General features: G+C 29.8%; 12 protein-coding genes. All 12 read right to left on the bottom strand.

The features are described 5' to 3' along the window. Positions 1–17 precede the first annotated feature (17 nt). Positions 18–836: a hypothetical protein gene (locus FLP_RS17990; RefSeq protein ID WP_065450884.1), complete on the bottom strand. Its 819-nt coding sequence runs from the start codon at positions 834–836 to the stop codon at positions 18–20. Continuing rightward, entirely contained in the window at positions 836–2,269 is a 1,434-nt protein-coding gene (locus tag FLP_RS17985; protein ID WP_065450883.1) for an MBOAT family O-acyltransferase, read from the bottom strand. The genes FLP_RS17990 and FLP_RS17985 overlap by 1 nt, the downstream gene beginning before the upstream one ends. Positions 2,270–2,274: 5 nt before the next feature. Continuing rightward, entirely contained in the window at positions 2,275–3,591 is a 1,317-nt protein-coding gene (locus tag FLP_RS17980; RefSeq protein ID WP_065450882.1) for an O-antigen polymerase, read from the bottom strand. Next, positions 3,591–4,316: a glycosyltransferase family 2 protein gene (locus tag FLP_RS17975; RefSeq protein ID WP_065450881.1), complete on the bottom strand. Its 726-nt coding sequence runs from the start codon at positions 4,314–4,316 to the stop codon at positions 3,591–3,593. The genes FLP_RS17980 and FLP_RS17975 overlap by 1 nt, the downstream gene beginning before the upstream one ends. After that, positions 4,309–5,070, bottom strand: a complete 762-nt coding sequence (locus tag FLP_RS17970) for a glycosyltransferase family 2 protein (protein ID WP_083195901.1) — start codon at positions 5,068–5,070, stop codon at positions 4,309–4,311. Before FLP_RS17970 ends, FLP_RS17975 begins: the two co-directional genes overlap by 8 nt. 73 nt (positions 5,071–5,143) lie before the next feature. Next, positions 5,144–6,352: a glycosyltransferase gene (locus tag FLP_RS17965; protein ID WP_065450880.1), complete on the bottom strand. Its 1,209-nt coding sequence runs from the start codon at positions 6,350–6,352 to the stop codon at positions 5,144–5,146. A gap of 2 nt (positions 6,353–6,354) precedes the next feature. Continuing rightward, a complete protein-coding gene (locus tag FLP_RS17960; RefSeq protein WP_065450879.1) occupies positions 6,355–6,777 on the bottom strand; it encodes a GNAT family N-acetyltransferase in 423 nt (140 codons plus the stop codon). A gap of 1 nt (position 6,778) precedes the next feature. Then, entirely contained in the window at positions 6,779–7,870 is a 1,092-nt protein-coding gene (locus tag FLP_RS17955) for a DegT/DnrJ/EryC1/StrS family aminotransferase (RefSeq protein ID WP_065450878.1), read from the bottom strand. A gap of 16 nt (positions 7,871–7,886) precedes the next feature. Further along, a complete protein-coding gene (locus tag FLP_RS25790; protein WP_123921687.1) occupies positions 7,887–8,480 on the bottom strand; it encodes an acyltransferase in 594 nt (197 codons plus the stop codon). Next, on the bottom strand, positions 8,452–9,798 hold the full coding sequence (locus FLP_RS17945) for a lipopolysaccharide biosynthesis protein (protein WP_083195900.1): 1,347 nt from the start codon (positions 9,796–9,798) through the stop codon (positions 8,452–8,454). The genes FLP_RS25790 and FLP_RS17945 overlap by 29 nt, the downstream gene beginning before the upstream one ends. 186 nt (positions 9,799–9,984) lie before the next feature. Further along, a complete protein-coding gene (locus FLP_RS17940; protein ID WP_065450877.1) occupies positions 9,985–11,049 on the bottom strand; it encodes a Wzz/FepE/Etk N-terminal domain-containing protein in 1,065 nt (354 codons plus the stop codon). Between the two features lie 6 nt (positions 11,050–11,055). Continuing rightward, a complete protein-coding gene (locus FLP_RS17935) occupies positions 11,056–13,482 on the bottom strand; it encodes an SLBB domain-containing protein (RefSeq protein ID WP_065451181.1) in 2,427 nt (808 codons plus the stop codon). Between the last annotated feature and the right edge of the window lie 14 nt (positions 13,483–13,496).

The raw sequence follows: 13,496 nt of genomic DNA, 5'->3' as shown, positions 1-13,496 counted from the left end.
ATAAAAATTAATTATAATTATTTTACTAATTTAAAATAGTCCTTTGGAATGTATTCTTTCTTGAAATGTACATTATCAGCAAAAAGTGTATCAGGAAGATATTGAATTTGCTCCTTATAATTTGAAACAATCCTGTAAGCCTTACTTTTACTATCTATTTCCAAATTTTGAATTTCAGACAAAAAGCTTTTTTTAACAGGAGTCGGTTTCAACACAAACTTCACATTATTTCTACCACATAAACTATCAATTTTTATCAAATACGATTCAGAAATAGGTGATAATAACTTTGACTTCTTTAAATTCCCATCATAACTCGGTGAGAAATTTACTGCTCTTGTAAAAGGAAATGGTGTTAAGTAATAAAAAGGGATATTTGTCACTTGTTTTTTTAAATTATCATCAAATAAAGCTATGTACTCCTCGTTATAGAAGGGCTTTAATAGATAATTAAAAGCAAAATGGTCAAGGTTGTTCTGAAAGGAAAAAGGAGTATATACTAAAATTACTTGTTTAGGCAAATTATTTTTATTTGCCTTAAAGAAATTGTTTAATAAAAAAAATTGTCCAGCAAGTGTAGTTGCTTGACTACAAGGAATAGAGTATATCTCTCCATTATATTCTGATACTGGATATAACTGACCACAGACCGAATCTCCTATTAACAAAGTATCTGCATGACATTTTCGTTTACTTTTAAATATGGACTCATAAACTTCGCTTGCATTTGAAATAGAAGTTAACCATTCACAATATTTCATACCATACCCTATAAGAGTAAAAACAAATAGAAAAAAAAATCCTATAACCGTTGTTTTGAATAAAAACTTTTTCATTAAAATTTAAAATAAATGAATGCTGATTGATTTCCACCATACTCCATGATCATAAAAAAAACAATTAAATATATCACTACACGAACCAGTGGAGACTTAATTTTAGAAATATTCAGTGTATGAATCTCTGTTCTTTGCAACCATTCTATAACTAGGAGAAGAAGAATAAAGAACAATGCTTTATATCCGATAACTTGAGGAAATGAAAATAAAGAGGTACTAAAAATACCTTTAATATAAGCGAATGCTTCCTTTATATCGTTAGCTCTAAATATTATCCATCCTATGCAGACCAAGAAAAAAGTTTTCAAAACTTTCCATACCTCTTTAATAGTAGCGAGCGATCTTCCGAATCTAAGGCTATCCACATGCTTATCTTTTACATTAAAAATTAAGTGAGGAATAAACAATATAGCATGGTAGGCTCCCCAACAAATAAAGGTCCAATTAGCGCCATGCCATAATCCACTAATAAGAAAAATGATAATTGTGTTTCTAATCCTAATCATTTTGCTCACTCTATTGCCTCCCAATGGTATATATATGTAATCTCTAAACCATGACGTCAAAGAAATATGCCATCTTCTCCAAAACTCTGTGATATCTCTTGAAAAATATGGCAAGTTAAAATTATTCATTAGTTTTATTCCAAACAACTTACCAATCCCTATTGCTATATCAGAATAACCAGAAAAGTCACAATATATTTGGAAAGTATAGTAAATAGCTCCCAATAACAAAGTAGAGCCCGATTGATTATGAATATCACCGAAAATTTGATTTACCAATGTAGCACAACTTTCAGCAACGACCATTTTCTTAAATACTCCCCATAAAATTTGGCGCATTCCATCAACGGCTAAATTATAATCAAAATCTCTTTTTTGAAGAAATTGAGGCAAATATTTAGGAGCTTTAGCTATGGGGCCTGATGTGAGTTGAGGAAAGAAACTCATGTACGCAAAAAAAGCAGCACCATCGTCAGTAGGCTCAATTTTATTAGAATAAACATCTATTGTATAACCAATAGCTTGAAATGTATAAAAACTTATTCCAATAGGCAATATCAAAGACAAAGTTGTCAAATCAAAATGAAATCCAATTCCTTCGAATAGCAACTGAAGGTTTTCTGTAAAAAAATTATAATATTTAAAAACACAGAGAATTAGAAGGTTTAAAACTATGATAAATGTGGATATAACTTTTCTAAGTTTATAATTATTACTAAACTTCTCATAAAGAATTCCACTCCAAAAAGTTGAAAAAGTTGTAATAAAAATTAGAATCAAGAAACGCCAATCCAACCATCCGTAAAAAAAATAGCTTGCGACTACAATAAAAAGATTCTGCGATCTAACTCTGGGAAAAACAAACCAGTAGAGCAAGAAAACAATTGGGAGAAATATTAAAAAAGGTAAAGAAGTAAAAAACATACAAATTAAAATTTAGACACTTTATTTTCAATAGAACATGTAAAGAAATAGTAAATAAACATCGAAATTCCTAATAAAAATGGAATTACCACTAATAAGTTATTTAATTGAAAAACGATGTAATTTATATCAGTTTCGATACTTATAAATATACTATAAACTAGAAGCAAAAGTATCTTAGAAAGACTTCTCAATGAATAGGCGTTAAAAAAAAGTTTTCGTATATATCCAAGCAAAGTGCCTAGAATAAATGAATAAAGAATTGAAAAATAGGGTCCTAAATAAATATATCCAAATATGTTATGTCTTGGATTTGGCCCCACAATCATATCAACTGTATAAAACATCTTTGTAAGAGAATATCCTAGAGGCTCAGGAAAAGTGGAAGGATCTACAATCCGGAAAAAACCTAAAAAACTACCAAACACTGCTACAAAAAATTGATTATGTGGTAGATTTTCAATATATGCATTTGGATAAGCATGCCAGTAAACATCCCCATATCCTACTATCCGCTGAGCTAAAAAAAGAAAAGCGCCAGAAGGCTCACCATCAAACGTTATCAAAATTATACAAAAAGCAAAAATCAAACCCACTAAAACTATTTTGAGTTGATATTGACGTAATTTTAATAGTAAACCTTTAACCCGTGTATTATTTTTATTAAGTATAAGAAAACAGAAATAATTCATTGCAAAAAACCACACACTCGATTTAGAGCCACTTAAAAAAGTAACCACTATATGACCTAATAAATAAAAAAATAATGAAGATTTAAATAGCCTTGAAACATTTTTTTCTACAATAATAAAATGTAAAAAGAGATAAAATGCTACAGCACCAGAAACCTCAGCAAATCTGGTAAATATACCATAGCCGCCGGCATCAACCGTCAAATCAAGTCTGGATTTTAAAAAAAGAGGAATACCTAAAGTTGCATAAACAATTATATTTGATACAAAAAATGTAACGAATGAGACAATAAAAAAACATTGTAAAAAAAATACATTATCAAATCTAATTTTTGATTTTATAAAAACAGTAGGAGAAAATTTACCAAAAAATACAAAACCTGCTAAAAAAGCAAACTGTGTCCCTAAATAATTAATAAAATAAAAAGATGAAATCTTAGATGTTGCAAATAAAAACATCACTACAGAGGCTCCAAAAGCTGACCCCACCAAAGATATGAATATTGGATCAAGCATGGAAAAACAGACTTTTCTAAACAAAAAATAATAGAAAAGACAAACACAAACAAAACAAGAAAAATATAATAAATTATTATTAATCAGCAGTTCAAAAAAATCAGCTGTATTCATTACTTAAATAGTTTTAAGCATGAAATAATACCATTTTTGACAACCCTAATTACTAAATCCCTTACTAATTCAAAAATCGATATTTTACGAAAAATAAAGTCGAAACATATCTTTTGATACCAAGTCCAATTTCCTGCGGAAACTCCAGGTGCAGAATTAATAGATATTGGATAGAGAGATTTCGTAATCAATTCTATCGGAATAAGGTGAAAAAACAAGTAATCAGAGATTATATATTTCTGGCTCACAATATATTCACCATATTTCAAATGAAGTTCTCTTTTATAAATTACGGATTGATGCAAGATTATTCCTTTATCATAACTTGCATTAATTAACTTAAGTTGCTGTTTTTTTAAAACATAAAAGTCAGAATATATGAAACCAACTTTGTCATCAATGTTTTTCAAGGAATTCCAAATTGAGTCCTTGGAATAAAATAAGTCTCCCGAATTCATAAAATTAAGCCATATTCCTTTGGAAGCACGGATTCCCTTGTTCATTGCATCATATATCCCTTTGTCCGGCTCACTAATAAAAACGGTTATGTTTTTCTCATATCTCTTAATAATATCAATAGTTCCATCTGTACTTTCTCCGTCTATTATAATATACTCAACATTAGGATAACTTTGAGCCAGTACAGATTGCATGGTGGATTCAATACTATCTGCACAATTATAAGTAGCAGTAATTATTGAAATTAATGGTGTGTTATTATTCATGAAAAGTAGTAATATACACTAAATGAAGTGTGTTTCGAAATAAAAATGGAAGGTAGTATCGAAAATACCAATACCTTTTTGATTGTCCTCCTCGGATTTGATAATTTTCCCATAGTGCATTCTTAAACTTTCTGCTTGAAACACCCTCCATAGCTTCATAATTAGAAATAACTTGATCAATGTAACCGAATCGATACCCATCTTTATATAAACTGTAAAATAGATGATCATCTGCTACAATCTTATATTGCAAGTTGAAATTATACTTTTTGAACACTTCAGCTAAAACTAAGGATGATTGGTGACAGAATGGCAAATGATTCGCAATTTGTCTAATTTCACCTGGCTTTATTATTTTACTAAAATTTCGGTAAATTTTATTTGTATTACCATAAATAACATCATAATTCTCATCAAAAATATTCGATTTTGAAAATAAATCTTCAAGTGTGCTGGTATGATAAAATGTATCTCCTGAATTCATAAAGCATAACCACTTCCCTCTAGAAATAGCAGCTCCCTTATTCATAGCATCATAAATACCTTTATCCGGCTCAGAGACCCAATGAGTAATTTTATCGTTATATTTTTTAACAATTTCTAATGTACCATCCGTACTTCCTCCATCTATTATAACATACTCATAATCTTTACAATCTTGATTGACTACATTCAGTATAGTTTGCTCAAGAGTCTGTACTGCATTATAACAAACAGTTATTATGGTTACAAGAGGTGGTTCGATTATTTTCATATTATTATTTCACTATTCAGAATATCAACATTGCGAACAATTATAAATACTCTTTTTATGGAGTGCATACATCTTAATTTACTTGAATAGCTTTTAGAATGTCTTCTCCCATTTTTAACAAAGCTTTTTTATTTTTTTTAACCAGATCATTTTTGGTATAGACTACCCTTTCTTTATAAAAAAGAGTTAACATCTTTTCCGCTAAATCTTCCTTCGAACCCGTCTTAAAGAAAAGAACCGTTTCATCATCCAATTCTGTGTTGACTGGTATATCAGAAACAATTGAAGGAATACCATAAGCTACGGACTCATAAACTGCTCCTCCTCCTGGTCCACCTTCAAACAGCGTTGGTTGTATTACTCCTATGCAGTTTTTAAGAACTTGGAGTTGATCCAATTTTGGAATGTAACCAAGTATCAAAATATTACTCTTTAAATCTAAATCAATAATTAAATTCTGTAATGATTCAAAATAATCTGGAAAACGATCATCATGAGTTTGACCAGTACAAATTAGACAAACTTTTTTATCATCTATTTTGTCTAAGAATAATCTAAAGCTTTTAAAAGCTGTAACATGATCTTTGTGCCTCCAGAATTGATTTGAAATCATAAAATACTTATCTGGCAGATTATATTTAGTTAGGCTCAATTCCGTTTTAAAAAAATCAAAATTTAGCACGGGACAAAATGGTAAAGCAATTATCTTTGCTTTTCTCTTTCCAAAAAATTTATCAATATCATTTTCAACCGATTTAGCATTTACTATTATTGTTTTAGCTTGATTAAGCATTGTAGAAAATTTATCATTTCTACTATTAATTTCTTCAGTTGAAAAAAAATCGGGATGATACCGATGTTGAAAATCATAAATATAACCAGCCCATTCAATTGGAAAATCTGATGACAAGGAATTAAAGCAAGGTAACATAAAGTCAATATTGTATTTTATTGCCTTTTCAGTTAGATCTGCTTCTGTACCATTGTAATAATAAACTTTAATATTATTATTGACGCTTTTAAAAGTAGCTACAAATGATTTTTGACTAATCACTCTTTGTAATAAATATTTTTTTCCAAATAGCTTATTTAAAACTGATTTAATCTTATTTTTTATTTTTATTTTGTAATCAGAGTGATATGGAATAAATACATAAATATTAATATTATTTTCAGTTTCATTAATAGAATTCAATCCATTTAAAATCAACCGAATAAAATCAACTCCACCTCCCCAATTAATAAATTGGTCTGCTAATATTCCTAAATTCAGTTTATTCATACTTAACCTTTTCTGCTGAAAAACAATACTCCATTTTCCTCTCGTTGTTTTACAAATCCGTATTTGATATATAATTTAATCGCCTTGTCGTTATTTTCATCAACGGATAATTTAACTTCAGGTACTTTTAAATCATCTGCCTTCTTAATTAAATATTGCATAACAACATTACCATATCCATGTCCTAAAAACTTTTGACTAATTGCTATTCCCAACCATACATTATCAACTTCTTTATCCAAGTGCCCATACCCTATAGGTTTATTTTTGTATAATAATAGAATGGTAGATAAATGATTATCAATAACCGAAATTTGTCTTGAATTGAAATATCTAAAAGAATTACTACTATCTCCCATTGATGCAATAAACTCTTTAAGGAGTTCAATGTTTTCTACATTAGTGCTACTAATTTCTAAAATCATTTTACAACACTTCCTTTATTTTTTCACATATAAATTCAATTTCTTCGGTTTTTAAAGTTGGATAACTTGGTAAGTTCATTCCTCTCCATCCTAAATTTTCTGCAACAGGATGTCTCTGATATTGACTCGAATACATTGGCATAGTATGCACAGGATAGAATAGTGGACGCGTTTCTATTCCTTCATTTTCTAAATGTGTTCTTAATAAATCTCTTTGTTTTGCATCATTTGTCAATATAGAGCACATCCAATATGAATGATAAACATCTTCTCCATTTGGATCATGAAAAATAACGGAAGTATTTTCTAAACATTTCCTGTATGTGTCTGCTACTCTTTTCTTTTCTATTAATACTTGTTCAATATTTTCTAACTGCGCTAATCCAATTGCGGCACAAATATTTGTCATCCTATAATTATATCCAATTACATCATGCCAGTATTGACGATGTTTCGCTAGACCTTGACCTTTAAAGTGTACTGAACGCTCATGAAGTGTTTCATCATTTGTAACGACCATACCTCCCTCTCCAGTAGTTATTGTTTTGTTTCCAAAAAAACTGAAAGTAGAAATATCGCCATAAGTCCCAACATGTTTACCTTTATACATGGTTCCAATAGCTTCTGCACAATCTTCTATTAAAAAAAGATCATTTTTTTTACATATTTCAACTAAAGCATCCATATCACATGGATAACCATATAAATGAACCGCCATTATTGCTTTAGTTTTTGGGGTTATTTTTTTAATAACATCCTTTGGATCAATTTGCCAGCTCTCTTGTATGGAATCTACAAAAACTGGGGTGGCACCTGTATAAGCAATTGCATTTACAGATGCAATGTAAGTTAATGTAGGTACAATAACTTCATCACCTTCACCAATACCTAACGCCAATAAAGCCAAATGAATTGCTACTGTTCCATTAGAAACAGTAGTTGCATGTTTAACTCCTACATAATCAGCAAACGAATTTTCAAATTCTGAAACGAATTTTCCTTTTGATGAAATCCAAGTTGAGTCTAAACATTCATTAACATATTTTTTTTCATTACCATTAAGTACTGGTTGATATACAGGAATTTTATACATATTTTTAAATTTAATTTTATCCTAATTTTTTTATAGTTTTTGCTGGATTACCACCAACTATCGTGTTTTCAAGAACATCTTTGGTAACAACAGATCCAGCGGCTACCACAGCATTATTTCCTATTTTAACTCCTTTTAGTATTATTGATCGCTCACCTATCCATACATTATCACCTATTATAACTTCGGAGTTATCTACTAAATGATACCTATCAACTGTTCTTTCATTCCAAAATTTAATAGTAGCATTTAATCGTTCAACTGGATCAATAGGATGTTCATTGGTATCACTAATATAAACATCTCGACCAAACATACAATAGTTACCTATTACAACGCGATTAGCACATACTATTTGTGTTCTTAAACTTGTCCAATTATAATTACCTATTGTAACTTTACCATAATCATAACATCTTATATGAAAATCATTACTGAATTCGTTATTATTTCCAATTACAATCGATTCCTTTTTACCATGATTTTCTATTGCGAAAACCTTAGGTATTAAAACATTTTGACCAATAATTGCATTGATTTCAATATTAAATAAAAATGGAAATGCTTTTTTTAAAATTACTTTACTTATTCCAAATACCTTGCGCATCATTTTTAATTATTTTACGATATTGAATAAAGCATACTATTGATCCAAAACTTAAACTGATAAAATTTGCTGCTGGCATTGCATAAATACTCCAATTTAGAACTTTAACTAAAAAAAAAGATAATGGGATATTTATTATTCCAACTATAATTGCTGAATAAATTTGCAATCTAATTTTTCCAACACCATTAAGAAAACTAGCTAAAATTCCATTCCAATTTGAAATAGCAACATACCCGCAAATAGCAATTGATAAATTTAAGGAAACTCTAACTTTATCACCAACCCAAAGTTTAATTATAAAATTAGCAAAACACAACATTATCCCAAGAATAATTACGCTTAAGAACCAGTACTTATAAAGTTTCTGCATACTTTTTTTTATCCATAAGTAATCTTTTATATGATAGGCTTCAGTAAATGCCGTCCAGTAAGGTGCCAAAATTATTGTAAAAAGAATAGTAATGATACTGTAATATTTATACGCAACATTAAAATTAGTTACGTCAGCTGGACTAAATAGTTGAGCAATTAGAATATTATCCGTTTGAAATATGATAAGGCTAATTATCTGAAGAATAAAAAATTGAGAGCCCAAGCTCATTATTCCCTTTGATTTTCTAAAATCTACATATTTAATAGAAGGCTTAGCGATTTTAAAATATCCACTAAATAAATAAATATTGGCCAAAAGTGAAATTAAAAATGGTATAACAGATAAGCAAAATGCCAACAATACCAAATCAGCTTTAGTTGTTTTGGTCAAGATCCAAACTGAAATTGTTAATCCAAGATTACTTATGAATAAAAGAATTGAACTAATTGAAACCATTTGAAATGAAGAAGCCACTACATTGATGATATCAGTAATGAACTTTAACAAGAAAAACAATGAAACTATAGTTACTACGTTTTGTAATTCGTTTTCTGGAATGAAGTTAGAATTAAATACAACTTGCCAAGTAACCCATTTATAAAATAAGAGATATAATGCTATTAAAACACAAGCAATTATAGTAATTATCATATAGGTTGTACTAACATACATTTGGGCTTTCTCGAAATCTTGAACGGCCAAACTCTCTGAAAGTTTATTCTTTAATCCATTCCCAATACCTATATCAAACATAGCTACCCAACCTACTAATGAGGACAATGTAAGCCATACTCCATACGCATCAGGTTTTACATAATCAATTGTCAATGGAATTAGAGCAAATTGCAATAAAATGCTACCACCTCTAAAAAATAATGAAAGAACCGTATTTATGTTGGCTCTTTGTGTTCTATCATTAGGTGTTTTAAAATATTTTTTTATCATTAAAATTTTAGTTCTATAAACTAACTATTTTTATTTCTTTTTAGTAAATTTCTCTTTCGACGAAGTTCTTAAAAAGAAATCATCTCAATTCTTTTAAGCACAATTTAATGCCATTAGTTTGTTAACTAATTTTACTGTGGATATTTTAAAGCTTGCATGAGTACAAAATTAAATAATCATAAATATCTATAGATCTCTAAATACTTTTCTCACTATTAATCCTGCAACCGTTAAAAAACCAGCAAGAAAACCTCCCATCAATAATCCTTTAGCTTTCCCAAAACGCTCTTTATACAATGGTAAAATAGGTCTATCAATTACTTGAATTAAAGGTATTTCTTTACGTAATGTAACTTTTGCCAATTCACTTTGCTTAACTAATTCTGTCAATATAGCTGTATTAGCCTGTACATCTACTTGTCTTCTTGCTGATGGAGTACGACGAACATTAAGAGCAGGATTTAAATTAAAAGTATTATCATTTGCAACTGCTACTCCAGTAATTGCTCCATTCAATTCTCCACGAACAGAATCAACTTGACGCTCTAAAATAGCCATATTAATTCTGGCTTTTTTACTTTTAGTCTCAATATAAAATTGACCGACTTCTCTTGCTAATGCTTCGCAAAAATATTTCGAGAATAACTCATTAGTCGATGACACATCTATATTTATAATTGATATTTTTTTGTCTTTTTGCGCAACAGACAATCCCGATTTAGAAAGATTTACATACATTAATCCCATTATACTATCTTGGTCTCGAGTAAAGGCTTTACGATTTGCATTTGGTGAAAATTGAATTGAAGAGTATTTCGGTTTATCATTCCATTTTTTTCTCCATTCATTGTTCTGAATATACATTTCAGCCAATGAAATTATTTTCCCATCTATATTAACTGGAGATAATAAAGTTTTCTCTACCATTGACCTTGATTTAAACAATTCAGTTAAATTAGAGCCAGAAAAAATTCCTCCTCCACTTCCACCTAAATCCAAACCAAAAGAACTAGCCAGTCCTAATGCACCTCCTAATCCACCACCACCTTTTTCATCTTCTAAAGCAAAAGTCAATGTAGCAGTATATACTGGTTTTTTTATAAATGAGTAAGTCAATCCTAAAAGGGCACCAATAATTCCTGCTAAGACAATAATTTTCCTTTGCAAAAGCAAATAGTTAATCCATTCTTTTATTTTAGCGAGTAATTCTTTTAACGATATTTCATCGTTTTCATTAAGTCTATTATCCATTAAAAATTATTTAAAAGCTGTAACAATTAACAATGCTAAACTTGTGAGCACACTACCAATACCAACCCACTCGCCGGTACTCATCTTTTTAGTTTCAGGTTTTTCCGGCACTACAATCTGAGAATCCGGTGTTACTGTAGGATAAGATCTAAAAAATAAAAATGATCCCGTCACTGAAGCTTTACCATTTGGGTAGATAATATAGGCCTTTTTCTTCCACCCTTTACTGTCTACACCTCCTACAGCATTAATATAATATTTAAATCCTTTTCCACTTCTATATGGAATTTCAGAAGTCAGCAACACATTTCCTGTTACTTTAACCCCTTCATTATAAACAGCAACTTCAATCTCATCACCAGGAAACAATGTAACATTAGAATAATGGTTTTTATCTTTTACGATTTTTTCCCAATTAACTGGAATAGTTGCAAATTTTAAATCCTCTTTTAATTTTTTAGCGAGTTTATCTTTTAAGGAATCATTTTTAGTTAAGTTCAAATCAATACTTTGTAGTTTATCAATTTGTTCCTGTTTAATAGGTCTCTTAATTTTCATGCCATCTAAATTAGCAATGGATGTTAATCCTCCTGCTCTCATCACAACATTATATACCGTTTCTTTTTTATTTGCTAGTACATATTTACCAGGATAACTTACCGCTCCACTTACGGATACCATTTCCGGTTTTTCGTAAACTGCCATTCTTCTTATATTAATAACATCGAACGGTTTTAAAACAAAGTTTTTTATTTGCTCATTATTATCTGCTGTAATTTCCAGTTCAACTAATTCAATGCGTTTCGGATCTGCGTCATCAATTTCATCTGATTTTACCATTCTCGCAATTTCAACTCTTTTAGAAGCTGAACCCGTTAATCCTCCAACTTGAACAACTAGATCATTCAAAGTTAAATTCTCAAAATACTCATATTCACCAGGATTTTTTACTTCACCGTCAATTGTAACTTTATATTCTTCTCTAAAATCTAATATTGAATAAACAGTTACAATGTCTTCTCTTTTTAATTCTATATCAGCATTTAAGGCTCCACTTAAGGCTGCACTTAAATCTACATTTACAATTTCTGTAGTTAAATCGGTTTTTAAACGAATGATTCTTGCTCTTTTTGTATAAGCATCCTCCTTCAAGCCTTCTGCTCTTGTAATCAGATCAGAAATCCTCATTCCTTCAGTGAACGAATAGTAATCTGGCCTGAAAACTGCTCCGTCAATTTTGATACGATTTTCAAAACGATTTAGAATTTTAGTAACTCTAAATACATCTCCAGATTGTGGCTGATAAGTATTATATTCACTCTCATTTATATCATGAACCTTAAATTCTTTACCTGTTTTTTGCAGGACATTTACAGATGCAGTATATGCAAATTCGTTGAATCCAGATGCAAAATTTAATAGATCAGAGAATTTTTCGCTTTTTTTCATTTCAAAAATACCGGGGCGTTTTACTTCTCCTTCAACAGTAACTCTTTGACTGTAAGCAGGGATTCTAATTACGTCATTATCTTTTAAACTAACATTGTCAGACTGATCTCCTTTTACTAAAAATCGATAGATATCAATATTTCTATAAACTTTATTATTTCTAATTAATTCAATATTTCTGTAACTTCCATTTTTGCCTGGTCCTCCCGCTAAATGTAAAGCGTTATAAACTGTTGCTAAAGATGAAATAGAATAGTTACCCGGCTGTTTACCTCCAACAACGGTAATTTTAATAGTACGAATACGTCCTAAACTTATACTTACTTGAGATTGTCCAGACGAAACTGTACTATAAACTCTTGCTATTGCTGCCTTAATTTTTTGAGTAGCGGCTTCAATTGACATACCAGAAACTGCTATTTGTCCAACGTAATCAATGGAAATTTTACCTTCTACACTTACCGGAATACTTTCATTGTATTCCTGAACTCCGTAAATACTTACTTGTAATTCATCTCCAGGACCTAAAATGTAATTCATTGGAGTAGCAAGTTTTAAATCTGGCTCGAAATTTAACGTAGGATTATCAAACAATTCTGAACCAAAAATCAAAGCATTGGTAGAATCCTTAACTTTTTCATTTACTATTTTTTCTTGTTTCCTCCCGGAATTACTATCTGATTGTTTTGTGGCATTAGCTTTACCTGAATCTTTAGAATTCTTCTTTTCGAACTCGGAAAGTCTGATTTTTAACTTATTAAATTCTGTTTGACTCATTCCTTTAGAAAGTGCCATTGGTTCTGCCTGTTCGATTGAAGTGTTATTGCTTCTAAGCTGAGCACTTATTTTAGACAGGTCATCATCAGATAAATAGTCTACTTTTATAGTACTTAAATCTTTAGATCTAAGAATATCCTGTGCACTTGCATTAAAAGAGAACAAAAAAGTAAGAAACAGTATAAGAACGTATATTATTTTTTTCATGTGATTTAAGTTAA

Source organism: Flavobacterium piscis (assembly GCF_001686925.1).
Lineage (GTDB): Bacteria > Bacteroidota > Bacteroidia > Flavobacteriales > Flavobacteriaceae > Flavobacterium > Flavobacterium piscis.
Note: the sequence above shows the minus strand (reverse complement) of the source record. Positions and strands in the feature narration are given on the sequence as shown.

Coding starts and splice junctions, on each gene's coding strand:
- FLP_RS17935 (WP_065451181.1), bottom strand. CDS start 13,482: ATGAAAAAAATAATATACGTTCTTATACTGTTTCTTACTTTTTTGTTC.
- FLP_RS17970 (WP_083195901.1), bottom strand. CDS start 5,070: ATGAAAATAATCGAACCACCTCTTGTAACCATAATAACTGTTTGTTAT.
- FLP_RS17965 (WP_065450880.1), bottom strand. CDS start 6,352: ATGAATAAACTGAATTTAGGAATATTAGCAGACCAATTTATTAATTGG.
- FLP_RS17960 (WP_065450879.1), bottom strand. CDS start 6,777: ATGATTTTAGAAATTAGTAGCACTAATGTAGAAAACATTGAACTCCTT.
- FLP_RS25790 (WP_123921687.1), bottom strand. CDS start 8,480: ATGATGCGCAAGGTATTTGGAATAAGTAAAGTAATTTTAAAAAAAGCA.
- FLP_RS17980 (WP_065450882.1), bottom strand. CDS start 3,591: ATGAATACAGCTGATTTTTTTGAACTGCTGATTAATAATAATTTATTA.
- FLP_RS17985 (WP_065450883.1), bottom strand. CDS start 2,269: ATGTTTTTTACTTCTTTACCTTTTTTAATATTTCTCCCAATTGTTTTC.
- FLP_RS17945 (WP_083195900.1), bottom strand. CDS start 9,798: ATGATAAAAAAATATTTTAAAACACCTAATGATAGAACACAAAGAGCC.
- FLP_RS17990 (WP_065450884.1), bottom strand. CDS start 836: ATGAAAAAGTTTTTATTCAAAACAACGGTTATAGGATTTTTTTTTCTA.
- FLP_RS17940 (WP_065450877.1), bottom strand. CDS start 11,049: ATGGATAATAGACTTAATGAAAACGATGAAATATCGTTAAAAGAATTA.
- FLP_RS17975 (WP_065450881.1), bottom strand. CDS start 4,316: ATGAATAATAACACACCATTAATTTCAATAATTACTGCTACTTATAAT.
- FLP_RS17955 (WP_065450878.1), bottom strand. CDS start 7,870: ATGTATAAAATTCCTGTATATCAACCAGTACTTAATGGTAATGAAAAA.